This window comes from Synechococcus sp. CB0205 (assembly GCF_000179255.1).
Classification (GTDB): Bacteria; Cyanobacteriota; Cyanobacteriia; order PCC-6307; family Cyanobiaceae; genus Vulcanococcus.
In genome coordinates, this window is the sequence record NZ_ADXM01000062.1 from 1 (window position 1) to 25028 (window position 25028).

The 25028-nt window shown below is 60.9% G+C and carries 28 protein-coding genes; 13 read left to right on the forward strand and 15 right to left on the reverse strand.

All coding sequences use genetic code 11. The features are described 5' to 3' along the window. The coding region (selD, locus tag CB0205_RS0112280; protein WP_010317759.1) for a selenide, water dikinase SelD at nt 1–951 on the forward strand (951 nt) is incomplete at its 5' end. On the opposite strand, the gene CB0205_RS0112285 is transcribed toward selD, so the two are convergent. The 5 genes from CB0205_RS0112285 to CB0205_RS0112305 form a co-directional block, all read right to left on the reverse strand. Beyond that, the gene (locus CB0205_RS0112285; RefSeq protein WP_156797975.1) at nt 948–1754 is read right to left on the reverse strand and encodes a hypothetical protein; all 807 of its coding nucleotides are present in this window, start codon (nt 1752–1754) and stop codon (nt 948–950) included. The genes selD and CB0205_RS0112285 overlap by 4 nt on opposite strands. A gap of 7 nt (nt 1755–1761) precedes the next feature. Continuing rightward, complete coding sequence (locus CB0205_RS0112290) at nt 1762–2046, reverse strand: 2Fe-2S iron-sulfur cluster-binding protein (protein WP_010317761.1); 285 nt, start codon at nt 2044–2046, stop codon at nt 1762–1764. 45 nt (nt 2047–2091) lie between these two features. After that, nucleotides 2092–2778, reverse strand: a complete 687-nt coding sequence (locus tag CB0205_RS0112295; protein WP_010317762.1) for a response regulator transcription factor — start codon at nt 2776–2778, stop codon at nt 2092–2094. Between the two features lie 180 nt (nt 2779–2958). Further along, nucleotides 2959–3198, reverse strand: coding sequence for a DUF3136 domain-containing protein (locus tag CB0205_RS0112300; protein ID WP_010317763.1), 240 nt, complete (start codon nt 3196–3198; stop codon nt 2959–2961). A 4-nt stretch (nt 3199–3202) separates the two neighbouring features. Then, nucleotides 3203–3421 (reverse strand): CP12 domain-containing protein, encoded by a 219-nt coding sequence (locus CB0205_RS0112305; RefSeq protein WP_010317764.1) that lies wholly within the window; start codon nt 3419–3421, stop codon nt 3203–3205. Nucleotides 3422–3512: 91 nt separating this feature from the next. Here CB0205_RS0112305 and CB0205_RS0112310 point away from each other — a divergent pair, with 91 nt between their 5' ends. Together CB0205_RS0112310 and CB0205_RS0112315 are read left to right on the forward strand one after the other, a co-directional pair. After that, nucleotides 3513–4061, forward strand: coding sequence for a hypothetical protein (locus CB0205_RS0112310; protein ID WP_156797976.1), 549 nt, complete (start codon nt 3513–3515; stop codon nt 4059–4061). After that, a complete protein-coding gene (locus CB0205_RS0112315) occupies nt 4061–4414 on the forward strand; it encodes a hypothetical protein (RefSeq protein ID WP_010317766.1) in 354 nt (117 codons plus the stop codon). Before CB0205_RS0112310 ends, CB0205_RS0112315 begins: the two co-directional genes overlap by 1 nt. Here CB0205_RS0112315 and arsJ read toward each other — a convergent pair. Both arsJ and CB0205_RS0112325 read right to left on the reverse strand, forming a co-directional pair. Then, on the reverse strand, nt 4411–5634 hold the full coding sequence (arsJ, locus tag CB0205_RS0112320) for an organoarsenical effux MFS transporter ArsJ (protein ID WP_010317767.1): 1224 nt from the start codon (nt 5632–5634) through the stop codon (nt 4411–4413). The two genes, CB0205_RS0112315 and arsJ, sit on opposite strands and share 4 nt — an antisense overlap. After that, nucleotides 5631–6644, reverse strand: a complete 1014-nt coding sequence (locus CB0205_RS0112325; RefSeq protein ID WP_010317768.1) for an ArsJ-associated glyceraldehyde-3-phosphate dehydrogenase — start codon at nt 6642–6644, stop codon at nt 5631–5633. The genes arsJ and CB0205_RS0112325 overlap by 4 nt, the downstream gene beginning before the upstream one ends. Nucleotides 6645–6729: 85 nt before the next feature. Between CB0205_RS0112325 and CB0205_RS14850 the strand changes: the two genes are divergently transcribed. The 5 genes from CB0205_RS14850 to pstB all read left to right on the forward strand — a co-directional run bounded on the left by CB0205_RS14850 (nt 6730) and on the right by pstB (nt 11283). Continuing rightward, entirely contained in the window at nt 6730–7026 is a 297-nt protein-coding gene (locus CB0205_RS14850) for a helix-turn-helix transcriptional regulator (protein WP_232197326.1), read from the forward strand. Nucleotides 7027–7116: 90 nt separating this feature from the next. Beyond that, the gene (gene pstS / locus CB0205_RS0112335; RefSeq protein WP_010317770.1) at nt 7117–8097 is read left to right on the forward strand and encodes a phosphate ABC transporter substrate-binding protein PstS; all 981 of its coding nucleotides are present in this window, start codon (nt 7117–7119) and stop codon (nt 8095–8097) included. Between the two features lie 464 nt (nt 8098–8561). Next, nucleotides 8562–9527, forward strand: a complete 966-nt coding sequence (pstC, locus tag CB0205_RS0112340; RefSeq protein WP_232197327.1) for a phosphate ABC transporter permease subunit PstC — start codon at nt 8562–8564, stop codon at nt 9525–9527. A gap of 13 nt (nt 9528–9540) precedes the next feature. Then, nucleotides 9541–10425, forward strand: a complete 885-nt coding sequence (pstA, locus tag CB0205_RS0112345) for a phosphate ABC transporter permease PstA (protein WP_029626381.1) — start codon at nt 9541–9543, stop codon at nt 10423–10425. A 57-nt stretch (nt 10426–10482) separates the two neighbouring features. Beyond that, a complete protein-coding gene (pstB, locus tag CB0205_RS0112350) occupies nt 10483–11283 on the forward strand; it encodes a phosphate ABC transporter ATP-binding protein PstB (RefSeq protein ID WP_010317773.1) in 801 nt (266 codons plus the stop codon). Between the two features lie 281 nt (nt 11284–11564). Here pstB and chrA read toward each other — a convergent pair whose 3' ends face one another. Continuing rightward, a complete protein-coding gene (gene chrA / locus CB0205_RS14860; protein WP_010317775.1) occupies nt 11565–12734 on the reverse strand; it encodes a chromate efflux transporter in 1170 nt (389 codons plus the stop codon). Beyond that, the gene (ppk1, locus tag CB0205_RS0112365; RefSeq protein ID WP_010317776.1) at nt 12734–14839 is read right to left on the reverse strand and encodes a polyphosphate kinase 1; all 2106 of its coding nucleotides are present in this window, start codon (nt 14837–14839) and stop codon (nt 12734–12736) included. The genes chrA and ppk1 overlap by 1 nt, the downstream gene beginning before the upstream one ends. Before the next feature lie 342 nt (nt 14840–15181). Here ppk1 and CB0205_RS16175 point away from each other — a divergent pair, with 342 nt between their 5' ends. The 3 genes from CB0205_RS16175 (at nt 15182) to CB0205_RS0112380 (ending at nt 17044) form a co-directional block, all read left to right on the forward strand. Then, on the forward strand, nt 15182–15355 hold the full coding sequence (locus CB0205_RS16175) for a hypothetical protein (RefSeq protein WP_156797977.1): 174 nt from the start codon (nt 15182–15184) through the stop codon (nt 15353–15355). 76 nt (nt 15356–15431) lie between these two features. Then, complete coding sequence (locus tag CB0205_RS0112375; RefSeq protein ID WP_010317778.1) at nt 15432–16337, forward strand: CHAD domain-containing protein; 906 nt, start codon at nt 15432–15434, stop codon at nt 16335–16337. Nucleotides 16338–16453: 116 nt separating this feature from the next. Next, nucleotides 16454–17044 carry a helix-turn-helix domain-containing protein gene (locus CB0205_RS0112380; RefSeq protein WP_010317779.1) on the forward strand — a complete coding sequence of 197 codons (591 nt, stop codon included), beginning with the start codon at nt 16454–16456 and terminating at the stop codon, nt 17042–17044. 3 nt (nt 17045–17047) lie between these two features. Here CB0205_RS0112380 and CB0205_RS0112385 read toward each other — a convergent pair whose 3' ends face one another. From CB0205_RS0112385 to CB0205_RS0112400, 4 genes are all read right to left on the reverse strand, one after another. Beyond that, complete coding sequence (locus CB0205_RS0112385; RefSeq protein ID WP_010317780.1) at nt 17048–18187, reverse strand: cell wall metabolism sensor histidine kinase WalK; 1140 nt, start codon at nt 18185–18187, stop codon at nt 17048–17050. Nucleotides 18188–18190: 3 nt separating this feature from the next. Next, a complete protein-coding gene (locus tag CB0205_RS0112390; RefSeq protein WP_010317781.1) occupies nt 18191–18895 on the reverse strand; it encodes a response regulator transcription factor in 705 nt (234 codons plus the stop codon). A 52-nt stretch (nt 18896–18947) separates the two neighbouring features. Further along, a complete protein-coding gene (locus tag CB0205_RS16425) occupies nt 18948–19118 on the reverse strand; it encodes a hypothetical protein (RefSeq protein ID WP_010317782.1) in 171 nt (56 codons plus the stop codon). A 152-nt stretch (nt 19119–19270) separates the two neighbouring features. After that, nucleotides 19271–20965 carry an iron uptake porin gene (locus CB0205_RS0112400; RefSeq protein WP_010317783.1) on the reverse strand — a complete coding sequence of 565 codons (1695 nt, stop codon included), beginning with the start codon at nt 20963–20965 and terminating at the stop codon, nt 19271–19273. Between the two features lie 364 nt (nt 20966–21329). Here CB0205_RS0112400 and CB0205_RS0112405 point away from each other — a divergent pair, with 364 nt between their 5' ends. Further along, nucleotides 21330–21854, forward strand: coding sequence for a DUF2808 domain-containing protein (locus tag CB0205_RS0112405; RefSeq protein ID WP_232197328.1), 525 nt, complete (start codon nt 21330–21332; stop codon nt 21852–21854). Here the strand turns inward: CB0205_RS0112405 and CB0205_RS0112410 are convergent. Continuing rightward, the gene (locus CB0205_RS0112410; RefSeq protein WP_156797978.1) at nt 21835–23358 is read right to left on the reverse strand and encodes a glycosyltransferase family 39 protein; all 1524 of its coding nucleotides are present in this window, start codon (nt 23356–23358) and stop codon (nt 21835–21837) included. The two genes, CB0205_RS0112405 and CB0205_RS0112410, sit on opposite strands and share 20 nt — an antisense overlap. Before the next feature lie 714 nt (nt 23359–24072). On the opposite strand from CB0205_RS0112410, the gene CB0205_RS0112420 reads away from it, so the two are divergent. Beyond that, nucleotides 24073–24312 carry a hypothetical protein gene (locus CB0205_RS0112420; RefSeq protein WP_010317787.1) on the forward strand — a complete coding sequence of 80 codons (240 nt, stop codon included), beginning with the start codon at nt 24073–24075 and terminating at the stop codon, nt 24310–24312. Nucleotides 24313–24315: 3 nt separating this feature from the next. Here the strand turns inward: CB0205_RS0112420 and CB0205_RS16700 are convergent, their stop codons facing one another. Beyond that, complete coding sequence (locus CB0205_RS16700; RefSeq protein WP_010317788.1) at nt 24316–25011, reverse strand: rubrerythrin family protein; 696 nt, start codon at nt 25009–25011, stop codon at nt 24316–24318. Nucleotides 25012–25028 lie beyond the last annotated feature (17 nt).

Consider the following 25028-nt stretch of genomic DNA (forward strand, 5'->3'; position numbering starts at 1 on the left):
GCCCTGGCCCGCCTGCAGCCGGGGGGGGACTGCCCACCGCCGGTTGACGCCGCGGTCCTGGCCGCCACGTCAACCGGCGGGTTGTTGCTGCAAAGCCTCGATGGGTTTCCAGCATTGCTGGATGACCCCTGGCTCAATGCCCGGCTGACCACCCTGCATGCCAGCAGCGACATCTGGGCCTGCGGCGCCCAGCTGCAGAGCGTTCAGGCCCTGGTGACCCTGCCGGAGGCCGCCGCGCCACTGCAACAGGAGCTGCTCTTTCAGACCCTGGCGGGGGTGCGTTCGGTGCTCGATCCCCTAGGGGTGCCCTTGCTGGGTGGTCACACCCTGGAGGGGCGCGATGGCGCGGGCTTGGCCTTGAGCCTGAGCGTGAATGGATCGGTTGATCCGCAGCGGCATTGGCCCAAGGGGCCCCTGCAGAGCGATCAGGTGTTGCTCTTGACCCGGCCCATCGGCACCGGGGTGCTCTTCGCGGCGGCCATGACCGGGGTTGCCAAACCCCAGTGGATTGACGCGGCCCTAGAGACGATGCAGCAAAGCCAGGCTCCCCTGGTGGAGCTGTTGCAGCACTACGGCTGCAGCGCCTGCACCGACATCACTGGCTTTGGCCTGCTCGGCCACCTCGCTGAAATGCTCGGCGCCCGCCAAGAGGTGGAGTTAGACCCGGGGGCCATTCCTGCCCTGGCCGGTGCCCGCACCCTGTTGGAACAGGGACAGGCCAGCACCTTGGCCCCCTCCAACGCCAGGGCCCTGGCCCAGCTGGATCCCGGGGGTGGGGTGCGTCTGAGCGCCCCAGCCTCCGCCGTCGATCAGCAGCTCTGGATCGACCCGCAGACCTGCGGTCCGCTGTTGGCTGCTCTGCCGGCTTCCCGCGCTGAGGCAGCCCTTGAGCATCTGGGGCAGTTGGGCTTTGCGCAGGCCGCGGTGATCGCCAGGGTGCTGATCGCTTAGTCGCGCACCAGCCAACCGACCGTGAGGTCCCCTGGATCGCGCTGGAGGTAGAGGTAGCCGCGGGCCCCATTGCTGCGGCGGCCATTCACGATCAAGGCGCTGTAGTTGTAGGCCCGTCCCTTCTCGTCGGTTTGCTGGATGGTGCCCCAGCAGCTCTTGGGGTTCAGGCTGAGCTGGCCGCTGTAGCGCGCGGTTTCGCTGTCAGCCCCATAGCTGGAGAGGGCCAGCCCCTCCACCCGGCCGTCCTTCCACTGCTCGCGCTGCACGACGGCATTGGGACTCCAGCCGCCTTGGACTTGGCTGAGCCCCATCTGCCGGCTGACCACCAGGCCGTTGAGGTTGGCGCTGTTGCAGCGCCCGGTGGCCATGGGCAGCCAACTGCTGCTGATCACTCGGCCTTCGGTGCGGATCAAGCCATAGACCGGACGACCGCGACCATCGAGCACCACCTCGCTGCGGTCGATGCCCCAAGGCAGTTGCCGTTCGATCACCGCTACGCAGTTGTTCGTGATCCTGCGCTGGCCCCGATAGGCACTGCGGCGTTCTTCGCTGCCCAGTCGTTCCACCAGCAGGCCCTCGACCTGCCCCCCGGGCAACCAGCGCTCCTCCAGGAGGCGAGCGGTTGGGGTTTTGCTGGCGGTGACCACGCCAGCTCCCCAGACGGCGAAGCGTCCGCTACTGCTCGGGCAACGGCTCTCGGCGGCCTGAAGCGGATGCATCGGAACTGCCCCGGCAAGCAGTGCTGCAGACAGAAGAATGCGAGCGGTGCCCATGGCCGTACTCCCCGGGATGGCTTGGCGCATCTTGGTGTTAATTCAGCTCGGCGGCTACGTCCGTGCGCAGGAGGCAGTCGCTGCGTGGATAGCTGACGCAGCGCAAGGCATAGCCCTGCTCGATTTGTGGCCCATCGAGGAAGCTCTGATCGGCTTGATCCACCGTCCCCTGCAGGACTTGGGCAGCACAGGTGCTGCAGGCGCCTGCCCGGCAGGAGAAGGGCAGGTCGATGCCGGCAGCCTCCGCCGCATCAAGGATGTACTGCTCGCTGTTGCAGGGAAAAGAGCCAGCCGCCTCAAGCGTGATGGTGTGGCTGGCCATGGCAGGCGGCGCGATCAGATAGTTGGGTTCTAGCCACGCTTTGGCCTAGATCTTCACCATCCCGCAACGCATTCCCTTGAGGACCGCCTGAACCCGGTTGTTGACCTCCAGGGTTTTCAGCAGCCGCTTGGTGTAGGTGCGCGCGGTCTCCTCGCTGACCACCAGCTGTTCAGCAATTTCGCGGTCCGTCAGGCCGCTGGCCAAAAGGTCCAGGACTTCATATTCCCTTGGGGTCAGGCGCGGGCAGCTCAGGTACGGCAACTGGCCAGAGCGCAGGGAGGGACTGCGGTAGGCGTGATGGCCCATCACCGCCAGGACAGCAGCCTCCAGAGGTTTTTGGTCTTCGATGAAGTCCGCTTCGGCCACGACAGCCTCCAGCCAGGACGCCTCGGCATGTTCCACCGGAATCGCATCCCCCAAGGCGAGCATCACCACCTTGAGCTGGGGTTGTAGTGCCTTGGCTTTGCGGGCGAGATCGAAGCCGCTGCCGCTTTCAAGAAAGTCGGTGCAGATCAGCAGCTCGTAGGGCTCTTGGCTCAGATAGTTCAGGCAGCTCGCTTCATCGGTGACGGCGCAGCCGATGAGCTCGGTCTCACGGAAGCTCTCGCAGAGGCAGCGCAGAAAAAAGCGCCCTTTCATCGCCAGAGCAACCTTCCCGCTGACGGCAACCGAGAGCAGGACCTCATCAAGGTTGCTTCCTTGCAGCGTCTCCAGATAGGGGGTGAGATCCATCACTCACTCCGAGCGGTGCATCCATCATCGACCTGCGGTGGCCCCGCCGGTTGGATCCTGTGAATTCGACTTATTTCGTGTCTAATACAATCGCGCGCTCAATAAAAAAAATCCCGCACAGCGCTTTTGTGCGGGATTGAGTGATTGACCTCTATCGCGAGATCGAACACAAAGTCGGTCTCACATTTTTGGTGTGGACTGTGCTTTGAGCAGTTGGGCGTAGAGGTAATCGGGTGATTTGTACTGCCTAGGAAGACAGTGGTGGAGGGTGGCCAATTTTCCCCAACACACCGTTTTTTGGATCTTGTTGAGGGTGCGCTTCTCTGCAATCAGCATCTTCAGTGCCTTGCAGTAGAGCTGATAGTTGGCCTCCAGTTCACCAATGGTGATGCTGGGTGCTTGGGGCGCGGTAGCGGTCATCGGATTAGTCGTCATAGACGAGGCAGCCGGGCGCCTCAGGATTCAGGTCGCAGTAGACCTCCATCGGGCTGGGGTCTTTGCTCTCGCCGGGGTGGTGAGCTTTGTAGGTCTCGAGGTCCTTGAGCTCGGCTTCAAGGTGAGCGGCCTTGGGTTTGTCGCCTTCGTTGCGGGCTTTCTCCAGCTCGCTGCGGTCCTGGGCGATGTGGGTGTCGATGCTGTCCAAGAGCTCGTCTTTGCTGCGGAGTACAGCTAGATCTGGCCGCCCGTCCCTCGATACCCCCAAATGGGGTCGTTGTCGCTCGAGTCCTGCGAGCATGGGCGCACTCGTCCGGATGGATCGGATGCCTCACCCTCGGCTAGGGGCCGCGGTACTGGTGCTGCTGCTTTTGGCCAGCTGTTCAGGGCCCGCAAGCAGGAACGCTCCTCAGCAGGACAGCGAGGCGCAGCGCCAGGCCCTGGTGCAATGCCGGCGCTATCGCGAGAGCCTGCCGCCGCTGGTGGAGCGCTACCGCGAGACCGAGTCGCGGTTGAAGGCGCTTGAAGAAGAGTCGTTCACCTCGGCCTTGGCGCCCCTTCCCCTGGACCCCGAAGAGCAACGTCTACTGACGATCTACGACCAGCAGACCGAGCAGGAGCAGTACGAGCAGGCCGTGGCGGAGTGGCGGCGCAGTGAAGCCAAACGCCGTCTGGTCTGGCAGGAGGCCCTGCAGCAGCGCCAGGAGGCTGCGGTCACCGAGCGCGATCAGCTTGCGGATCAACTGCGCACGATTCATCCCGCCCTGTTGACCGCTGCCAAGCCCCCGAGCCTGGATGCCAAGGAGTTGGAGCGCTTTCTGGCCTGCTCGGTGGAGCGCCAGCGTTAATGGCACTTCGCCTGCGCGCCCCCCTGGGGGAGGCGATCTCCTTGCTGTTGCTGGCTTGGCCCTGTGCTGGTTGGGCGCAGCCGCAGCCTCCAGAGCTTGTGGGCGATTGCGTGCGGCGCTTTGGCCACACCGGCTGCGCAGCGCGGCTCTATGCCCAGCTGCTCTGCGACTCGTTTGATCAGCCCGCGCTGTTGTTGGCCCAGCAACAGCGCCTCAGCGAGGCCTTTGGGCGGGAGGGGGTGTCCTTTGCCGGGATCCTGCCTGAGGAGGTGGAAACTGCCGCCGTTCGCTATTACACGCCGATGCTCTGCCCGGAGCGCAGCCCGCAGATCCGTGCGCTGTTTCAGCGCTAGGCGCTTCGCACTGGCGGCAGCTTCAGGCTGAACAGCCAGGCCAGTCCCACCATCAACGCCGAGCACCAGAGACAGGCCTGGAGCCCGCCGATCAGAAAGATCGCTCCCGAGAGCAGGGTGCCAAGCAGCCGTCCTGCGGCATTGGCCATGTAATAGAAGCCCACGTCCAGGCTCACTGCTTCGCCGTCGCTGTAGGCGAGAACCATGTAGCTGTGAATCGAGGAGTTCATCGCAAAGACCACCCCGAAGGCGGTTAGACCTGCCACCACCGCCAGACCTGGATCGGCGACCTGTCGCCATAGGGCAATGGCAATCAAGGCGGGAATCGCCGTCAGCAGGGCGCTCCAAAACTGCACGGCCGATGCGCCAGGGGACCTGGTTTGCCCCCAGCTGCGCCGCAGGGCCGGAGCGGATCCCTGAACGATTCCGTAGCCAATCACCCAGAGGCCCATGAAGCTGCCCACTTCCCAGAAGCGCCAGTCCAGGGTCGTCTCCAGGAAGACCGGTAAAGCGACCACAAACCAGACATCCCGAGCCCCAAAGAGGAACATCCGCGCCAGTGAGAGCACGTTGATGCCCTCGCTTTTGGAGAACAGGGATTGGACTTTGGGCTTGCGTTTCATCTGCCCCATGTCGGCCGGCAGCCCCAGGGTGACCAGAAAGGCCAACATCAAACCCGCCGCCATCACGCCCACCGACGCGTTGAAGCCCAGGGCGGTCAAGAGGACGCCCCCCAGGAAAAAACCAACGCCCTTGAGGGCATTTTTGGAGCCGGTCAGGATCGCCACCCAGCGGAAGAGTTGCTGATCGCCGTCATGGCTCTTGACCACGGTTTTGATCGCGCTTTTGGCGCTCATCTTGTTGAGATCCTTGGCGATCCCGCTCAGGGCCTGGGCGGCCATCACGTAGGCAACGCTCCACCACTTCGGCCAGGAGTCCGCCACCGGAATCAGCATCAGCAGGGCGCCGATCTGCATCCAGGTGCCGAGCCAAAGCGTCAGCCGCAGGCCAAAGCGGGCCCCAAGCCATCCGCCGTAGAGGTTGGTCAGGATCCCAAAGAACTCATAGAAGAGAAAGAGAAAGGCAATCTCCAGGCTGGTGTAGCCCAGCTGATGGAAGTGGAAGACCACCAGCATCCGCAGGGCCCCATCGGTGAGGGTGAAGGCCCAGTAATTGGCGGTGACCCGCTGGTACTGCTGCAGGGCGGAGAGTCCGCTCATCCTTGGGGCTCCAGCTGGACGAGATGGCTGACCAGATCGGCCATGCGGGAGCTGTAGCCCCACTCGTTGTCGTACCAGCCGTAGACCTTCAGCTGGGTCCCGTCGACCACCATCGTGGAGAGGGCATCGATGACCACGCTGCGGTTGTCGTTGACGTAGTCGATGGAGACCAGCGGCCGGCTTTCGTAGCCCAAGATTCCCTTGAGTGTCCCCTGCGCGGACTGCTGGAAGGCCTGGTTGACCTCCTCGGCGCTGGTGGGTCGCTCGAGCTCAAAGACCGCATCGGTCAAGGAGGCATTCAGCAGGGGGATACGAACGGCATGGCCGTTGAGCTTGCCCTCGAGCTCCGGGAAGATCATGGCGATGGCCTTGGCTGATCCGGTGGTGGTGGGGATCAGCGATTGCAGGCAGGAGCGTGAGCGCCGCAGGTCACTTTTGAAGGCGTCGACCACCACCTGGGTGTTGGTGACGTCATGCAGGGTCGTGATCGAGCCATGGCGGATGCCGAACTGCTCATGCACGACCTTCACGATCGGGGCCAGGCAGTTGGTGGTGCAGGACGCCGCGGTCACCAGCCGGTGCTGGTTGGGGTCATAGAGGTCGTGGTTGATCCCATAGACGATGTTCAGTCCGCCTTTGACGGGGCAGCCCACCACCACGCGCTGGATGCCGCCTTGGCTGAAATAGGGCTCGAGGGCCTCGGTGGTCTTGAAGCGGCCGCTGCACTCGAGCACCATCTCCACACCTGCGGCAGACCAGGTCACCTCGGCGGGGGTGCCGTTGCGGCTGAAGTGCAGGCGCCGCCCATCGATCAGCAGCTCGGTCTCGCTGAGGGCCTCGGTCTGGCGATCCCAGCGACCATGGACGGAGTCAAAGCAGAGCAGGTGGGCGGCTGACTCGGCCGTGGCCTGGTTGTCATTGATCTGAACGATCTCAATGCCTGGCCGTCCCCAGAGGGCGCGGCAGACCAGTCGTCCGATGCGTCCGAAGCCGTTGATGCCAATGCGCATGACCAACCCCAATCAACTGATCAACAAAGTTTGATGCATCAAGGTTTCTTGATTGGTTAAGGTGCGGTTAGGCCTGCTCCGAGCTGTGTCCCAAGCCCTCAGCGCGTTGTTCAAGGCCCTGGCGGATCCCCATCGCCTGGAGGTGGCCCTGGCGCTGGCGGGGGGTGAGCGCTGCGTCTGTGAGCTGACCGAGCAGATGGGCCTGGCCCAGTCCAAGCTCTCCTTTCACCTCAAGGTGATGCGCGAGGCGGGCCTGCTGGAGTCCCGGGTTCAGGGGCGCTGGGTCTACTACCGCCTGAGCCCTGAGGCCCTGGCCGAATTGAGTGATTGGCTTCAGCGTTTGCAGACCAGTAGGCCCCTCAAAGCCCAGTCCTGCTGCTGATTCACGCAACGTTCACGAGGCCTTAACCAGCCCCTAACGCAGGGCGGATCATCACTTGCGTAGATGGAGGGGAACCACAAGGTTTTATCCATGACCTTCGCGAAGAAGGCCCTCCTGATCGGCTCTCTGCTGGCCGTCGGCACCGGCATGTCCGCCTCCGCCGCAGATCGCCTCAGTGCTGCTGGCGCAACCTTCCCCGCCAAGATCTATCAGCGTTGGTTCGCTGATCTGGCGAAGGCCGGTGGCCCCCAGGTCAACTACCAGGCCGTTGGCTCAGGTTCTGGCCGTAAGGCGTTCATCGACCAGACCGTCAACTTCGGTGCATCGGATGACCCGATGAAGGCCAAGGACATCGCCAAGGTGACCCGCGGTCTGGTGCAGATCCCCATGGTGGGCGGCACCATCGCCTTCGGTTACAACAAGCCCGGCTGTGACCTGAAGCTCACCCAATCCCAGGCTGTCCAAGTGGCGATCGGCAAGATCACCAACTGGAAGGACCTGGGTTGCGCCGCTGGTCCGATCACCTGGGTGCACCGCTCCGACGGATCCGGAACCACCAAAGCCTTCACCCAGTCCCTGGCTGCCTTCTCCTCTGAGTGGAAGCTGGGCTCCGGTAAGTCCGTCAAGTGGCCTGGTGCAAACGCCGTTGGTGCCAAGGGCAACTCCGGTGTCGCCGGTGTGATCTCCAACAAGCAGGGTGCGATTGGTTACGTCAACCAGTCGTACATCCGCGGTGCCGTCAAGGCCGCTGCGCTGCAGAACAAGTCGGGTGAGTTCATCAAGCCCAGCTACACCTCCGGTGCCAAAGCCCTGAACGGCATCAAGCTCGATCAGAACCTGGCTGGCTCAAACCCCAACCCCACCGCCAAGGGTGCCTACCCGATCGCGACCCTGACCTGGGTTTTGGCTTATCAGAAGGGCAATGGTGCCAACGCCGACACCATCAAGAAGACCTTCAATTACATGCTGAGCGATCAGGCTCAGGCCAAGGCTGATGACCTCGGCTTCGTTCCCCTCAAGGGCTCAATCCTGAGCAAGGCCCGCGCTGCGGTCAACAAGATCGGTAAGTGATCCGCTGGATCTCTCACTGATCAAAGGGCAGGGGGAAACCCCTGCCTTTTTTTGTCGATGAATAGCCGTTGTGTTCTCACTAAAAAGCCACCCCGCTAAGGGTGGCTTTTGCTTCAGGTGTGAATTATTTCGATTGAGTGGACTGGGATGCCTCTTGCTTCTCAGTCTTGGCTTGTCTTTTTTTCTTGGGCTGCGGCTGATTGGACGAATTCACCCAACCGCATCCAGGGACGAAACTGATGGATCCGAATTGGGTGTTAATTAGCAATGGCTCATTTTTATTTCCTTCCAAGTTAACGCTCAGTTCTAGGTGGTGGCGTATTCCTTGATACGTTATTGGGGCCTTTGGGTGTGACTGGCTGGGCGATTGGGGTGTTGTCGGCCTGCGTTAAGCACTTCTTAAGGAGATTTTGGCCTTGGCGTGACAGGTTATACAGAGAAACTCTCGCGTTGTGGATCAATCAGTGCCTCCCCCTCAGGAGTTGGAGGGTGGACCGGTTTATGCGCTGCGCCGCCGTCCCGTTTCTGAGAAGCTGATCGATGAGGGCTTTCGGCGCCTCGTGGTCATCCTGGCCTCCCTTGTTGGACTGGTCCTGGTCGGCATCCTGCTCACGGTCCTGTGGGGATCTCGGGATGCCATGGCTGAATTTGGCCTCTCCTTTTTGGTGGTTTCTGATTGGGACCCCGGTCTCAATAGCTATGGAGCGTTAACGGCCATCTACGGGACGATGGTGTCTTCCTTGTTGGCCATCTTGATCGCCGTTCCGTTGGGTGTTGGCACGGCGATCTTCATCACCGAGAACCTGATTCCCTCCGGCTACCGGCAGGTGATCGGTTTGATGGTTGAACTGCTGGCAGCAATCCCCTCGGTGGTGTTGGGACTCTGGGCGATTTTTGTGATGGAGCCCTTTCTGCGGCCCATTCTTCAGGTCTTGCACAATCAGCTGGGCTGGATGCCGTTCTTCGCGACGGAACCGCTTGGTCCTGGTATGGCGCCGGCGGTCTTGATTCTGGTGGTGATGATCCTGCCCATCATCACCGCGATTGCCCGGGACTCGCTGCAGCAGGTGCCCAATGAACTCAGGCAGGCCGCCTATGGGGTGGGTACAACCCGTTGGCAGGCCATCGTTCAGGTGATTCTTCCTGCTGCTGTCTCAGGAATCACCGGTGGTGTGATGTTGGCCCTGGGCCGGGCCATGGGCGAGACCATGGCCGTCACAATGATTATTGGAAACTCCAATAACTTCAGCCTGAGTCTGTTGGCTCCAGCTAACACCATCTCGGCCATGCTCGCCAACCAATTCGGTGAGGCCGATGGCATTCAAATCTCAGCGCTGATGTATGCAGCATTTGTCTTGATGATCATGACCTTGATCGTCAATGTCCTGGCGCAGTGGATTGTGCGCCGCCTCAGTCTGAAGTACGCCTAGCTGGAGAACTGTTATGGCACTGTCTAGGCCCAACCGATCGCTTTATTTCAACCCAAAGCTTCCGCGCAATCGCTGGAATTTCGCCTTGACCGCCGTTGCGGTTGGCTTCTCTTGCATTGCCGTTCTCCCCTTGATTTTGGTCCTGGGGTATGTGCTGCTCAAGGGTGGATCGTTCCTTTCAGTCTCACTGCTGACGGAGCTTCCCCCTCCCCCCGGCCTTGAAGAGGGAGGGATTGGTAATGCCATCATCGGCACGATTGTCGTCACCTTGATCGCCAGCTTGATTGCCGTTCCTGTCGGCATTGGTGGGGGGATTTACCTGGCGGAGTTCTCCCGCTCGGGTTCGTTTGCCTCCTTTGTCCGCTTCGGCACGAACGTGTTGTCCGGCGTGCCTTCGATCATCTGCGGTGTTTTTGTATACGGCTTAATCGTCAGCACACGCCTGCTTTTCGGTCAGAGCTACAGCGCCCTTGCCGGCGGTATTGCCCTGTCCGTGTTAATGCTGCCGACGGTGATTAAGACCACCGATGAGGCCCTGAAGTTGGTCCCCAACGAATTGCGTTGGGGTTCGCTTGGACTGGGGGCATCCCAATTTGTCACGGTGACCCAGGTCACCCTCCCAGCTTCCTTGACCTCGATCGCCACAGGTGTTGTGCTTGGAATCGCGCGTGCTGCAGGTGAAACAGCACCCTTGATCTTCACGGCATTGTTTTCTCCCTTCTGGCCTGAAGGGGTGCTGGGTCCGATCGCTTCGATGTCGGTATTGATCTACAACTTCGCGATCATGCCCCTGGAGTTTCAGAACAACTTGGCTTGGGCCGCTTCCTTCGTCTTGGTGGTGATGATCCTCCTCTCCAATCTCTTGGCGCGATGGATTTCGCGTGTCACCTCCGTCTAGGCCTCCCTCGAACTGTTTTCGTTTCCCGTTCCGTTCTTCTTGCCTTCCCAGTTAGCCATGACTCAATCCCCTGCTTCTTCCACCTCTTGCCTCGAGCTGGAGAACGTCAGCATCAGCTATTTCTCGAACGTGGCTGTGCGTGGGGTTCATATGGAGATTCCCCGCCATCAGGTCACGGCCTTTATTGGCCCCTCGGGCTGCGGTAAGAGCACCGTCTTGCGGTCGCTCAACCGCATGAATGATCTGATCGATGGTTGCTCCCTGCAGGGCCGCGTGATTTTCGATGGCCATGACATGTATTCCCCGGCGGTTGATCCGGTGGAGGTTCGCCGCCGCATTGGCATGGTCTTCCAGAAGCCCAACCCTTTTCCAAAAAGCATCTACGAGAACATCGCTTTTGGTGCCCGGATTAATGGCTATTCAGGCGATATGGATGAACTGGTGGAGCGGTCGCTGCGCAAGGCGGCGCTCTGGGATGAAACCAAGGACAAGCTGGCTGAGAGCGGTTATGCCCTCTCGGGTGGTCAACAGCAGCGCCTTTGCATTGCCCGCACGATTGCGGTCGAACCCGAGGTGATCCTGATGGACGAACCCTGCTCAGCGCTGGATCCGATCTCCACCTTGAAGATTGAGGAGATGATCCATGAGCTCAAGAACAGCTACACGATCGTCATCGTCACCCACAACATGCAGCAGGCCGTTCGTGTCAGCGACATGACGGGCTTCTTTAACGTCAATACCTTCGATGACACCGACGCCAAGGTCGGCTGCCTTGAGGAATTTGCTGACACCGAGACCATTTTCAATGCTCCCCGTCAGCAGGCCACCCAGGACTACGTCTCTGGTCGCTTTGGTTGATTGGTCAGCAACTCGTCATGCACTCCTTTCAGCCCAGTGACTCAGAGCGTTCTGATCACGGTCCAACACCCCTCGAAGCCTTTAGCCATTACCGGGGCCCGGACTGGTCACCAGAGCGATTGCTGTTTCATCAAAACCTGGAACGCTTTGCTGACCGGGTGGGTTTGATTGTTGGCCTCCAAGGCAACGGCAAGATCACCCAAGATGCGGCCTACGACGAGATCAAGAAGCTCTGGCGCGAGTTGGGTCTGAGTCGCTCCAACCTGTTCGAAGGTTGAGGCCTAAGGCCTTAGCAGAAGTGCAAACGCAGCTGCTCCCATCAGCAGTGCTGCTGGAGAGAGCTTCCATTTCAGTCGCAGCACTAAGGCGGCAAGCAGCACTGACCACTGGCCTCCCCCACTCCAGCTGCCCAGGCTGTTGAGGCTCTCCAGGCTCAACCGCAGCGCCGCGACCGCGACCACCGCCGGGATGCACGTCACGATTCCTTCGCGGAAGGCCTGAACCCAGGGACGTGTGCGCAGGCGCTCGATCAGTGGTGCAGCCAAAAGAATGAAACCAAAGCTGGGCAGGAATATCGCTGCTGTTGCCGTACAGGCGGCTGCGATCGCAAACCAGCCCCCCGCCAGGTTTGCCCCCGCTTGAAAACCGATGAAGGCACTGGTTAGCACCACCGGCCCTGGGGAGAGTTGTCCAATGGCGATGCCATCAAGAAAGGCCCCGCTGCTCATCCAGCCATGCTCGAGCACCGGCCCTTCGAGAAGCGGAATGATCACAAAGCCGCCACCAAAGATCAGCAGCCCCGCCCTGAGAAACACGTCGCTCAAGTCCGCCAGGAGTTGAAGGTGTGGGTTGGCTGTCGCCATCAGCGCCAGATCCTCAATACCCATCCAGGGCCAGAGGGCGAGTGCTGGTGCTGAGCCGCTCCAGGCCATGCGCAGCAGACCGCCCGCCAGGAGCACCAGACCGAGGGGGATCGTGACCGCCAGCTCCTGGCTGAGGGCCAGCAGTGCAAATAGCGCTACTGCACTCCAGCGCTGCCATCGCGCCTGCCGGCGTTGAAAGAGTTGCCAGGCAAAGGCCCAGATCACCGCGACCACCACCGGTTGCATCACCGATGAGATTGAGCGCAGGCTCTCGATGTCTTGGCTCACCCTCCAGAGGGCACTGAGGGCGAGCACAACCAACAGACCTGGCAGCAAAAAACAGAGGCCGCTGACCAGCCCCCCAAGTAGGCCGCAGCGCTTCCAGCCCAAATAGATCGCCATCTGACTCGACGATGGTCCGGGCAGCGCCTCGCACAGCGCCAGTCCCTCTTCAAACTGCTCGGCGTCAATCCAGTGCCGTTGCTCGACAAACGTCTCCTGCAGCAGCGCTAAGTGGGCTTGCGGTCCGCCTAAGGCCACCGTGCCAAGGCGCAGACAGGTCAGGGCGAGCTCCCAGAGCGCTCCCATCACACGCCGCGCATCAGCTGTACTTGGGCACTGCTTCCACCCTGAGCGGGTTCGGGAGCTCTGTAGCGGCCATCGCTTTGGAGGTGCCAGGAGGCCTGGTTGTCTTGGAGGTAGAGCTCCAGGAGCTGCTGGATCCGGCCCACCAGCTCCTGGTTTTCAACCGGCACCACGGCCTCCACCCGCCGATCGAGATTGCGCGGCATCCAATCGGCGCTGCCGAACCAGACCTGGGGCTGGCCGTTGTTCTCGAACCAGAACAGGCGGGAGTGCTCGAGGAAACGACCCACAATGCTGCGCACCCGGATGGTCTCGCTCAGCCCGGCGATGCCGCTGGTGCAGCTGCAAGCTCCCCGCACGATCAGCTCAATCTTCACTCCAGCCGCCGAGGCGTCGTAGAGCTTGTCAATCAAGCCTTGATCCACGAGCGCATTCATCTTCGCCTTGATTCCACTGGGCAGACCGGTGCGGGCATGCTCGATCTCGCGATCGATCAGTTTCAGCATCTCGGCCCTCAGGGTTGTTGGAGCGACGAGCAATTTGCGGTAGGCGCTCTGTTTTGAGAACCCCGTGAGGTAGTTGAACAGGCTGATCAAGTCCTGCCCTAGGGCCGGGTCGGCGGAGAGCAGACCGAGGTCGGTGTAGAGCGCCGCGGTTTTGGAGTTGTAGTTGCCCGTGCCGACATGGCTATAGGCCTGAAGTGTGCCCTTCTCGCGGCGAATGACGAGGGCAATTTTGGTGTGGGTTTTGAGGCCGATGACGCCATAGACCACGTGCACCCCGGAGCGCTCTAGTTGCCGCGCCCACCTGATGTTGTTGTCCTCATCAAAGCGTGCCTTGAGCTCCACCAAGGCCAGCACCTGTTTGCCCTCCTCGGCGGCTGCGATCAGGCTGGCAATGATCGGCGAGTCCTTGGAGACGCGATAGAGCGTGATCTTGATGGCCTGAACGCTGGGATCCAAGGAGGCCTGGTGGATGAACTCCTCCACCGTCGTCTCAAAGCGATCAAAGGGATGGTGCAGCAGGACATCCCCGCGGCGAATGACACGGAAGATGCTTTCGCTGGCCTGGCGACCTTCTTCTGGGCTTTGACAGCGTTGCAAGGGAGCCGGAGTGGAGCCGCGAAAGGGAGGTTGTTTCAGCGTTGGTGCATTAATTCCCTGCAGCTCCATCAGGTCATCGAGGCCCAGTAATCCATCGACCCGATTCACCCGCGCCCTGGGAACGCCCATCCCCGCGGTCAGCTGCCGTTGCACTGCCGCTGGGGTGCCAGCGCTGAGTTCCAGGCGCACCACCTCACCCCCCGCTGTCCTGCGGCGCAGGCTGGTTTGCATCGCCTCCATCAGATCCTCGGCCTCTTCTTCCCGCAGGGCCAGATCGGCATCCCGGGTGACGCGAAACACGCTGACGCTGGTGATCTGACGGCCGGGTAGGAGGGCCTTGAGGTTGTGCTCCATCACCTGCTCCAGCGGTACGCAGAGATGAATCGCCTCTGAGCGCTCTCCATGGAGGGCCTCCGGCAGGGTGATGAAACGGGGACTGTTTTTCTTGGGAAGCTTGATCCTGATCAGTTCCCGGTTGCCGCTTGCTTGGCCGCGGACTTCAACGGCCAGATTCAGGCTCAGGCTGCTGATAAAGGGGAAGGGGATCCCCGGCGTGTTCAGCCGCGTGGCCGTCAGGACGGGCTGGATCTTGTTGCGGAAAAAACTCGCCAGCCAATCCTTTTGACGTCTTGAGAGTTGTCGATGGTCCAGGATTCCAACCCCCCGCCGCTCGAGCTGCGGCCGGAGTCGTCGGTTGAGGTGCTGTTGTTGTTGCTTCAGCAGTGGTTCGAGCCGTTTTTGAACCGCCTCGAGCTGTTGCTCTGCTGAACGTCCATCAATGCTGCACCGGCTTGACTGCGATTCAACTTGTGCGATCAGGGAGGCCACCCTGACCATGAAAAACTCATCAAGATTATTGCTAAAAATAGCGCTGAACTTTGCCTGCTCGAGTAGAGGCGTCTTGGTGTCGACCGCGAGTTCAAGGACGCGTTGATTAAAGGCAATCCAACTCAGCTCACGGTTGAGATAGCGCTGGCCTTTGACCCATCCTCCATCCATGGACATGGGCTTAGCACGTCAAGGTTAAGGGCTTGTTATGTCGCTGCACTTGTTTGCTGTGGTGGTGCTTTCTTTTGTTTGTGACGCTGACGACTGTGCAGGGCTAGGGATCTCTGATCGAATGAATCTGTTGCACAGGGGCTGTGGCATCGCGTTGGTTGAGGTCCTCATTGGCCTGCCTTTTAATTCAAGGACTGTGCTTGGCTGCGGTGAGCCAGTTCAACCGGTTCTCGGGTGTACCTGAGCTCGATCAGGTCACCAAGATGCGGACCCTTTAATTCTTTCTGCTGATCTTGTTTAAGGACAGCACCGTTGAGAACGGCTAGACTCAGGTTTTGGGTCATTCCTGTGATCGAAGCCAACAGCGCCTCGGCCTCTTCGCTTCCCGAGAACAGCAACCAGGCTGGCCCTGAGGACACCACCGCCTGTGTCCAGGCCGATCGTCCGGCGCCTGTAGAGGAGTCCCGTTGGAGCGATCAATTCCTGGAGAGTGGATCGCGGCCTGCTCGCTTGTTTTTTTGAGCAGCCAGCATTAATTCCCCGTTAATCCAAGGGGCCTGCAGCGGCGTTAGCTCTAGAGCCTGCCGCACTGACGGCCATGGGCTCCTTTCGTCCTGATCCCGGTGTCACCTGTTTGGCCTACCTGCAGGGGGCCATGGGCCAGAGCCTCCGCCGCATCGTTGCTCTTCAGGCCGACGTCCTTGCGGATCAGGACCCTGAACCCCTGCACCAGCTCAGGGTCCAGCTGCGTCAGTTAAAAACGCTTCGACTTCAGTTTTCGGCGGTGGGTGTCTGGCCTGAGGAGGTCAGCTCCGCACGGATCGCCAAGCTGGGACGGAGGCTTGGGCTCACGAGGGACCTGGACGTCCTGCGCCAGCGGATCGAGACGGGATGGCTACCGCTGCTGCCGGGACCCGAGGCGTCAGCGCTTAAGCCCTTTCGCAAACAGCTCAAGCGAGAGCGCCGTTTGGCCTTCGCTGAACTGACTGAGACCTTGCGCAGTCAGCGCTACCTCAAGCTGCTTGCTCGCCTGCAGGCCTGGATCAAACAGCCCCAAGGCAGCGCCCTTGGCGATCAGCCCCTGCGGGATTGGTTGCCTGAGCTCCAGGGGCAACTGCTGGGCGATCTCTTCCTGCTGCCCGGTTGGACGGAGGCGCCAACGGCCGCCGCCGCATTGCATCAGCTGCGCAAGCGCCTGAAGACCTGCCGCTATGGCTTGGCCCATTTGCACCGCTCTGGTGTGGCGGACCATGGCTCCCTGCTGGCCCAGCTCAAGGCTCTGCAGGATTGCCTGGGGGACCTCAATGACCTGGCTGTGCTGCGGGAGGCCTTGCACAGCAGCCTGGATCTGAATCCGAAAAAGGCCCTGCCCCTGTTTTGGGATCAGCTGCGGGTCGCCCAGGACCAGGCTTGGCTGCGCTGGTTGGAGCTCTCGTCGCCCTGGTCTTCCAAGGAGCAGCGCCTGCGGCTTCACGGCAGGCTGCTGGGGCTAACCGACGCTTAACCAAATGCCTACCCAGCCTTTGTTGCGCGTCTCGTCACCCTCCATACAGTCCGCTGGACGCCTGAGCACATCGCTCCATGGTTTTCACACCTAGCCGTTCCTCGAGCTCGCGGAGCATGCTCGAAGACACGTTCCAGCGACGCGATCTGGTCAGCCTGACGGCCGGCAGTCGCGTGCCCATGCTTCGCCACCACGTCTGGCTGGTGGCCCGCGGGATGGTCAAGCTGAGCTCGATGAATGAGCAGGGGGAGGATGTTCTCCTGGGCCTGGCGGGACCGAATGAACCCTTCGGTGAACCGCTCAGCAACCTCGATCTCTACGAAGCCACGACGCTGAGCGATTGCGATCTGCTCTGCCTCTCGATGGACGAGATCCAGCAGACCCCCCACCTGGCTAGCACCTTGATGCTGGCGCTGATCAGCCGGACCCGTCAGTCCGAGGCGCTCATTTCCCTGTTGGGTCTGCGCCGCGTCGAAGACCGGGTCCGGGGCTTTCTGGAATTGCTGGCTGAGGAGTATGGCCAGCCCTGCGAAGACGGCCTACGCCTGAACCTGCGCCTGACCCACCAGGACATTGCCGGTGCCCTGAGCACCACCCGCGTCACGGTGACTCGGGTCTTGGGTCTGCTCAAGGAGGAAGGCTGGCTCAAGCTCAGCAGCCAGCGCCAGCTGGTGATCTGCAACCTGCCGATTAGCGCAGCCGCCTAAGGCTTAGGCCTTGGGGAGGAGCAGCTCAATCACCGCTCCTCCCTCCGGGTGGTTCCGGGCCCGCACCAGGCCCCCTTGGCTGAGGGCGATCTGGCGAACGATGGCAAGCCCCAGTCCGCTCCCGCTCCCTGGACCCCGGACACGGGCTGGATCCCCTCTGTAGAAGCGCTCGAACATCCGCTCGAGGTCCTCTTCGCTGAGCCCCGGGCCCCGGTCGCGCACGGCAATCAGGCACCAGCGGTCCCGCTCCTCGATCGAGAGCTCAATGCTGCTGCCATCGGGGCTGTAGCGCAGTGCGTTGTCGATCAGATTGAACAGGGCCTGGTGCAGGCGAGCCGGATCGACGGCCACCTGTCTGGCCTGATCGCGCATCGGCTGAACGCTGAGGTCAATGCCCCGGGGCTGAGCCAGTTCCTGCAGGGTGGACCAGGCCTGGCCAACGACATCCCTTGGGTCGATGCAGGCGGGTCGCTTGCGGCGGCTCACCAGGGTGTTGTCGAGTCTGGAGAGATCCAGCAGATCCCCCACCAACCGCTGCAATCGCTCGAGTTCCTTCTCCAGTCGCTCCACCAGGACCGCCTGGCGTCCCTCGGCCCTGAGGGCCAGGCTCTCACTGACCAGCCGCAGGGCCGTGATCGGGGTTTTGAGCTCATGGGCCACATCACTGACCCACTGCTCCTGCTGCTTGAGCTGATTTTTCAGGGGGTTGCTGCCGTCGATCTGAAGGGCCAGCCAGCCCCTCTCGCCGGGCATCACTCGCACCGAGAGGTCATTGCGCCCGAGGCTCCATTCCCCGCGTTGGGCCAGGCGGGTGTTGCGGCTGAGCTCCAGCAGGTGCAGCAGCTCGGCGCTGGGCTCCAGGTCATTGAGGTGTTGGAGCTGGGGAGCGAGCGAACTCTCTTTGACCAAGAGGGACTCAGCCCGCTCATTGATGATCTCGATTCGGTTTTGGGCATCGAGCACCAGCCAGCCCTGCGGTGCGGCGCTGATCCATTCGCGCAACTGCAGTTCAGGGATCGGTTGGCGCCGCCGAAGGCGGGTGGCCATGACCTTCTTCTTGCGATTCCCTTCGCGCCAGAGACCCACACTGAGGGCGCCCAGCCCAAAACCCAGGGCCAGCGGTAGGGCGGTCTGCATCGTCATCGCCTAGCCAAAGCGATAGCCGAATCCCCGCACCGTCACCAGTTTGCTCGGGTTGGAGGGGTCCTCTTCAATCTTTTCGCGCAACCAGCGGATGTGCACATCCACGGTCTTGTTGTCGCCGATGTAGTCGAAGCCCCAGACCTGCTCAATCAGTTGCTCGCGGCTCCAGACGCGTTTGGGGTTTTGCATAAAGAGCTCGAGCAATTTGAACTCCTTGGGGGAGAGCTTCAGCTCAAGACCATCGAGGCAGACGCGGCATTCAGCCGGGAAGAGGCTGAGGTTGTCCGCTTTGAGTTCGCTGGGCTGTTGATCGCTGGCTTGGTGGCGGCGCAGGAGCGCCCGGCAGCGGGCCACGAGTTCGCGGATGCCAAAGGGTTTCACCAGGTAGTCATCGGCCCCGAGCTCGAGGCCGAGCACCCGATCGGTTTCGGTGTCCCGGGCGCTCACCATCAGCACCAGGGGCCGTTGCGGCAACTCGATCAACTTGCGGCAGAGATCCAGCCCGTTGATGCCAGGGAGCATCACATCGAGAACGATCAGTTCGAAGGGGTCCCGTTTCAGCCGATCCCAGGCGCTCTGGCCGTTGGTGGCTGGGGTGACGGAAAAGCCCTCGAGCTCCAGCGCTTCGCAGACGGTTTCGCGGATGGTGTCGTCGTCTTCGACCACCAACAGACGCGCGGCGTTGCTGGCTGGTGAGGGCGTACTCATCCACCCATTCTTAAGGCGGGGGCTTGTAGCCCAGGACACCTTTTCAGCGGGATCAGCTGGGGTTCTGCTCGTCGAGCTCGCACTGGGTGAGATCAGGGTTGGTCAGCCGCTCGAGCACCTTCTGCAGATCCACCGGAGAGAGCTCGCCATCGCTGCCCCATTTGAGGCTGGTGTTGGAGGCCGAGCGCTGCTGGCTGTCCTGGCTGATGCTGTCGGGCCCCATGCCGTCGGTTTGTTCTGAAACCCACACTAAAGCTGAGGCGTTCGCTTGGTGGTTGGTAGTTGCAGAAAAAAGCCCCCTGCCGAAACAGGGGGCCGTGGGTTTGGTGTGTGAGTGGATGCGTGAGGAGTTTGCGTCTTGCTCCGATCGCTAGATCAGAACTTGATGCGGGTGGTCAGAGCGCCACCGAAGACACCCAGGTTGGAACCTTGGTTGGAGGTCTGCGCATAACCAGCACCGGCGGAGCTGGGGTTGCTCATGTAGAAGAGCACCGGGGTCACAGCGATGTTGTCGCTGACCTGGAACTTGTAGAAGCCTTCCATCACGTAGCCAGCGTCGAACGGGGTAGTGCCGTTGCGGGTGCTGGTGACGAAGGTGGGCTGACCGATGGCAAAGCCGCCGGTGTTGCCCTTGGCGAAGGCGTCATCCCACTGCAGACCAACAGTCCAGGACTGTGTGGACTGAATGTTCATGACGTTCAGGTTGCCAGCAATGTTGGGCTGGCCAGTGCTCTTGTTAGCGGCACCGGTTTGAGCAGGCTTGCTGCCGGTGTAAGGGGTGCTGTAGGAGTAAGCGTTGTAACCCCAGCCGGTGCTGATCGAGGGGATCAGGCCGGTTTTCTTGGGACGCCAGGCAAGAGTTGCGGCGAAGCCGTTGCGGTGGCCCTCAGTACGTGCGTCAACGATGTTGCCGTCGATGCCGTTGCAAGGGATGTCAACCATTGCGGCTTGGGTGCCAGAGCGGGTGGTGTCGTCACCGCACTGGGTGTAGTTCCAGCCGAAGCTGGCCTTCCACTGGTTGGCGTTGTAGGCCAGCTGAGTCAGGGTCGAGGCCTCACTCTTGCTGGTCATGATGCCGCGGCTGCCATCAGAACCATTGGGCTTTGCGGCGACATAGCTGCTGGAGACCGTGAAGTAGGGCTGGCCCTTCTTCACTTTCTGCTTCCAGATGGCACCAACCAGGGAGCCGGTGGCCTTGTTGTAAGTGCCAGGAGCGCCGAAGAGCTGGAAGAAGTCCAGACCAGACCAACCCTTGTAATAGAAGGGCTTGGTGCCCAGGAACTCGGTGTTACGAGCAACGGGACCAACGGCGAACTTGAACTCTTTACCGACGGGGAAGCGGTAGTAAAGGCGGCTGATGATGACAGCGTTATCGGTGGCTTCGGCCTTGTCAAACTTGGTCAGCTTGAAGCCTTTGCCATCGAAGGGGCTGTTGTCGAAGTTGCCAGCGCGCAGACGGGTGTATAGCAAGTCCTTGCCGGTGAAGCTCGTCTTGAGGTTCAAGCGAGCGTCGTACACCATGTGCATGGCGCCGTAGTTCTTGTTGTACCAGTCCTTGCTGCCGGTACCAGCGCTGTTGCTGTTGCCGCCGGTGGCGGTAACGCCGCCCAGGGCCCAGTAGTAGTCGCCTTCGAGTTTGGTGGTGGTGGAGAACTGGGTTGCTTCCAGTTCGCCCACGCGGGCCTCGAGGCCGTCGACGCGGCCCTTGAGGATGGCGAGCTCACGCTCGAATTCCTTCATCAGGCGCTTGAGCTCGTCGGTCACTTCAGTGATCCGGTCGAGGCAAGCGTTCAGCAGTGCGGCCGCTTCATAGCGGGTCATCGCACGGTTGCCGCGGAAGGTGCCGTTGGGGTAGCCAGCGACGCAGCCGTAGCGCTCGATCAGGTTGCTCAGTGCCTGGTAGGCCCAGTCGGTGGGCTGCACGTCGGAGAACTGGGTGATCGAAGTCACCTGCTCTTCGGTGCTGTAAGCACTGAAGCCGGAGAGGTTGACGTCAGCGGCGTTTGCAGCAACAGGAGCCAGAAGGCCCAGAGCTGCAGGCGCCAGAAGAAGCTTCTGGAACAGTTTCATTGGTCCTCACACCAAAAGAGGAATTGAGACGACCCAAAAATGAGTCAGCTAAAAATTAGCTAGCGAAAAATTACCACTCGGTAATTACGGCTGCATGCAGATTGTGTGCCTGCATACAAGCTGGAACCAGCAATTGAAGCTCTTAAGTACTTATTTAAGTGCCCTTAACTGATTCTTAACTTCAGGTGGAACTCCTCGCGGTCTGTTCGCTCCATCTCCTTGTCGTAGGAGCAGATTGAAGCCCGTCTCCAGTCAGTTGATGGGCTGTCCAGGATCGAGCAGGCGCCTCGATCGATAAAGTTTGGCCATGCGTAAAAGATCCACTCAGTTGATCAAGCGACTGCTGCCTCTCTCTGCCTTTTGCTTGGCGCTTGCCGCTCCCTTGTCGGCGCCGGTCGCTCATGCGCAGGCAGGCTCGAGCTCAGGCTTTGAGTTTCGCTGGGACAATTCTCGCGACTTCCGGAAGCTCTATTACTTCTTGACCCTGGCTGATGCGGGAGCCCGATCGGATTACTACTTGGTGTTGGGTCCGAAAGACCGCAAAACTGCCCTGCTCAAGCTCGCAATTTCAGTCCCTTCCTATTTCGACGCGAAGATCAACCCCTCCGACGTGAGTCTTTGCACAATCAAGCAGGGAGGCATTGCCTCGAAGACCCGCTGTCTGGAGACCATCCCGGCGACGGTGGAGGTCGCACCCGATGGCACTGCGATCGAGATCTTCCCGGATCGGCCTGTCGCAACCGGCACCACGATCGGCGTCTACATGCAGATCTTCAACCCCAGCGCGGGGATGTATCAGTTCAACGCCCTCGGACAGGCTCCAGGTGCTGTTCCAATCTCGGGCTACCTCGGCAGTTGGGTCGTCGAAATCAACGGTGCAGGCGAGTAGCTGGCATTTCTGACCTCAAGCGCCGGTAGGGCCACGGGTAATCGCCTGGGCCCGCTTCAAAGCTGACGACTTCAAGGTCAAGGGCGTCCTGACCGGCGCGTTGAACTGTGACTGTCCCGAGGGATTTGATCTGATCAACTGGCTTCGGGAAGTCACGTTTCGTGAGAGGCGATCCCGGTTCGACCGGGGCAATCAACACCCCCTGGGTTGTCTTGCCTGGGTTGAGTGAGGGCCAGTAGGCAAAGCCGCGTGGGTCGTTGCTCAAGGTCGTGAAGCGCCTCGATCCCTCCTTGCCAAGCGCCAGCGCCAGAAATCCTGGGATCTCATAGCGGTGGGAGGCGATGACATCCGCCTTCTGAATGGCGCTCCAGATCTCGGGGTTGGCGCGCAAGGCCTTCCGCACCTCGGCAGGCTGCATCAGCTGGGCGGACGGGTCTTCTCTGGTTGGAATCCAGCGCTGAAGGATTCCCCATCGCATTTGCAGCCCGGCCACCAACAGCAGAGGCGGAAGGGTGCAGCCCGTGAGGACAACGCCTCCGCGCACCCGGCGTGAATTCCACCCCTTGGATGCGATCCAGGCGGAGGCCAGCGGTAGAGCGATCCACCAGGCCGGGACCAGCCAACTGGCCATCACCTGCATGCGTCCTCCCAGAACGGTGAAGACCAACAATTGCGGGATCGAGAGCATCCGCAGGAGTGGGGTCGCCGGATTGACGTTCCACGCGCCCTGATGGCTCGGCCAGAGCACCGACAGCAGGGTGATCCCAACGCTGGGGAACAGCAGCCCGAGTTGTGTCAGGAGGAACAGGGCTGAATTGCCGAGCGCGAAACTATTGTTTGCTCCGGCTCTGCCTGATTGAAAGGCGAATGAAATCCAGTCGTGCTGGATATTCCAAAGCCAGAGGGGAGCGGCCAGAGCGGCCCAAAACAGAAGACTGAGGTAAGGCCAGGGTTGGCTCCATTGCTGCCTCGACCTTGAGGTGCTCAATGAGGCAACGAGCAGGGAGGCAAGAACGATGAAGGCGTGATATTTCGAGAGTGTGATCGCAGCGGCAATCCCGCCAAGCTCAAGCGCCTCACTGGCCGTCGACGGAGTGATCACCGGGTGACGCGAGAGCCACCAGAGCAACAGGGCAAGGCCGAGCAGCAGCGGGCTGTCTGGAAGCAGGAGAACGCCTCCGCAGATGAACAGAAGCGGGCAGCTGCTTCCAAGCAGTGCCAACCAGAGCTGAGCCGCCTTGCCATACCAGCGCTTCGTTGCATCGGCCAGAAGTGCCAAGGCCGCTGTGTAGCTCAGGAGCGACGGCAGCCTCAGGGCCAGGGTGTTGCTACCTAAATGCTGTCCAGCCCAGGACCAGATCCCAACGGCAACCGGATGGTCGAAGTAGCTGAGATCAAGCTGTCTGCCGTAGAAGACGTAATAGGCCTCGTCGTATCCCGGTGGGATCAGTGCAGCCAGCAGAAGCCGCAGACAGAACCCCAGTCCCAGGACATACCAAACCATCTGCACAAAAAAATTATTTGGACGCAGAGATCGACAGTCCCGATTGCCCTGACAACGCAGGGCCAACTGGCACTCCAACCCGCGTTAGGCCCTGTGCCACCAGGATTGCCATGGCGATCGACAGGACGGCCAGCTTTCGATCAGACATCGATCTAGTGCCTACCGAGCAATTCTTTGGATTGCTGGGTGCCGAAGCAAGCACTGCTTCCTGTGTTCTTAAACCCAAGCAACAGTGATGCTTGGCACACCACAGATAGAACCATCTGGTAAGAATTCAGTTACCGCTGGTTTGCAGAGAGGACTGCGGTGGCAAGCTCAGCCACCCATTGCGCGAATGGGTGGCTTCTTGTCATCCCTTTGCCCTTACCAGTGATTAACGATCGATTAAGGCGATGGCTTCTGGTTTGGGGCCAGCGTATCCCCAGGTTGCGGCCTTCTTTTGCCTGTTTATCGCGTTGAATGCGACGGAGCGCCTGTCCTGATGGAGCTTGCGTTCGATGATCTCGAGACGGCAGCCCGAGAAGCCTGTCTTTGGGCCACGGAAACAGGCAGTGAGCTGCAGCGGTTAGAGAACTTGGACACAGGACAATCAGCCTTGATTCGTTGTGATCAGCTGGGCTCCCCGCTCATTGCGCCCCGCTAGCCATGATCCGCACGATGTGTGTTGATCGATACCTTGTAGCTGATTAATCTTGATCTGGTTCGGATTGGCCCATGTCGCGTACGACTCGCCTGATTAAGCGTCTCGATAAAGCTCTCGCTGACTACAAAACCTTTGGGTCCCATCCCGATGGGTTTGTGGATGAGCTCTTTGCAGAGATCGAGGACGATGTTCAGGTCTTGGTTGGCAAGTCGAAGCCTTCCCATTGGGAGGAAATGTATGTGGAGAGGGATCGCGCGATCATCAAAACCTTGGTCTTGAACCGCGCGATGTCCATGGGGCCATCCGATTAACGACTAGCCCTGGTAAGGCACAAAGTTCCTCTTGCGGGTCCCGCAGATGGGGCAACTCCAGTCCTCGGGAATCGACTCAAAGGGTGTGCCGGCGGCAATGCCTGAATCGGGGTCCCCTTGGGCGGGGTCGTAGATCACGCCGCAGACCTTGCAGATCCAGCGCCCTGCGGTGGGCGTTGCGCTGTTGTCTCCACTGCCGGCGCCGGTTAGGGACTGCAGGGCCTGGCTGTAGCGGCCGGCGTGGTGCTGCTCCACGGGCGCCAGCAGTCCGAAGTTGCGAGCGGCGGTTCGGAACACGCCGGCGTGCTCCTTGGATTCATCGATCTGTTCGTTGAATTCCGCCACGGCTCCCTGGTCGCGGTCCCGCTGCGCCTGGGCGGCGAACTCGGGGTACATCACCTCGAACTCGTAGGTCTCCCCTTCAATGGCCAGCTCGAGGCAGCGCGCCAGCAGTGCGTCCTTGGCGTCCTGGCTCAAGGCCTCAGGGTTCTCCACTACTAATTCGGGGTGCAGCAGGCGGAAGTGGGCAAAGGCGTGCTCGGTTTCCTGCTGGGCGGTCTCCCGGAACAGCCGCGCCAGTTCGCCATGGCCGAGTTGCTTGGCCAGATCGGCGAAAAACAAGTACTTGCGGTTGGCCATGCTCTCGCCGCCAAAAGCCGCCTCGAGGTTCTGCAGGGTGCCGGGATTGCTGGTGTTCATCGACTCGCATCAACTGC

Bases quoted from the DNA above. Each gene is read 5' to 3' on its own strand.
- CB0205_RS0112285 (WP_156797975.1), bottom strand. From the start codon at position 1,754: ATGCGCCAAGCCATCCCGGGGAGTACGGCCATGGGCACCGCTCGCATT.
- CB0205_RS0112290 (WP_010317761.1), bottom strand. From the start codon at position 2,046: ATGGCCAGCCACACCATCACGCTTGAGGCGGCTGGCTCTTTTCCCTGC.
- CB0205_RS0112295 (WP_010317762.1), bottom strand. From the start codon at position 2,778: ATGGATCTCACCCCCTATCTGGAGACGCTGCAAGGAAGCAACCTTGAT.
- CB0205_RS0112300 (WP_010317763.1), bottom strand. From the start codon at position 3,198: ATGACCGCTACCGCGCCCCAAGCACCCAGCATCACCATTGGTGAACTG.
- CB0205_RS0112310 (WP_156797976.1), top strand. From the start codon at position 3,513: ATGGGCGCACTCGTCCGGATGGATCGGATGCCTCACCCTCGGCTAGGG.
- CB0205_RS0112315 (WP_010317766.1), top strand. From the start codon at position 4,061: ATGGCACTTCGCCTGCGCGCCCCCCTGGGGGAGGCGATCTCCTTGCTG.
- arsJ (WP_010317767.1), bottom strand. From the start codon at position 5,634: ATGAGCGGACTCTCCGCCCTGCAGCAGTACCAGCGGGTCACCGCCAAT.
- CB0205_RS0112325 (WP_010317768.1), bottom strand. From the start codon at position 6,644: ATGCGCATTGGCATCAACGGCTTCGGACGCATCGGACGACTGGTCTGC.
- pstS (WP_010317770.1), top strand. From the start codon at position 7,117: ATGACCTTCGCGAAGAAGGCCCTCCTGATCGGCTCTCTGCTGGCCGTC.
- pstA (WP_029626381.1), top strand. From the start codon at position 9,541: ATGGCACTGTCTAGGCCCAACCGATCGCTTTATTTCAACCCAAAGCTT.
- pstB (WP_010317773.1), top strand. From the start codon at position 10,483: ATGACTCAATCCCCTGCTTCTTCCACCTCTTGCCTCGAGCTGGAGAAC.
- chrA (WP_010317775.1), bottom strand. From the start codon at position 12,734: ATGGGAGCGCTCTGGGAGCTCGCCCTGACCTGTCTGCGCCTTGGCACG.
- ppk1 (WP_010317776.1), bottom strand. From the start codon at position 14,839: ATGTCCATGGATGGAGGATGGGTCAAAGGCCAGCGCTATCTCAACCGT.
- CB0205_RS0112375 (WP_010317778.1), top strand. From the start codon at position 15,432: ATGGGCTCCTTTCGTCCTGATCCCGGTGTCACCTGTTTGGCCTACCTG.
- CB0205_RS0112380 (WP_010317779.1), top strand. From the start codon at position 16,454: ATGCTCGAAGACACGTTCCAGCGACGCGATCTGGTCAGCCTGACGGCC.
- CB0205_RS0112385 (WP_010317780.1), bottom strand. From the start codon at position 18,187: ATGACGATGCAGACCGCCCTACCGCTGGCCCTGGGTTTTGGGCTGGGC.
- CB0205_RS0112390 (WP_010317781.1), bottom strand. From the start codon at position 18,895: ATGAGTACGCCCTCACCAGCCAGCAACGCCGCGCGTCTGTTGGTGGTC.
- CB0205_RS16425 (WP_010317782.1), bottom strand. From the start codon at position 19,118: ATGGGGCCCGACAGCATCAGCCAGGACAGCCAGCAGCGCTCGGCCTCC.
- CB0205_RS0112400 (WP_010317783.1), bottom strand. From the start codon at position 20,965: ATGAAACTGTTCCAGAAGCTTCTTCTGGCGCCTGCAGCTCTGGGCCTT.
- CB0205_RS0112410 (WP_156797978.1), bottom strand. From the start codon at position 23,358: ATGGTTTGGTATGTCCTGGGACTGGGGTTCTGTCTGCGGCTTCTGCTG.
- CB0205_RS0112420 (WP_010317787.1), top strand. From the start codon at position 24,073: ATGTCGCGTACGACTCGCCTGATTAAGCGTCTCGATAAAGCTCTCGCT.
- CB0205_RS16700 (WP_010317788.1), bottom strand. From the start codon at position 25,011: ATGAACACCAGCAATCCCGGCACCCTGCAGAACCTCGAGGCGGCTTTT.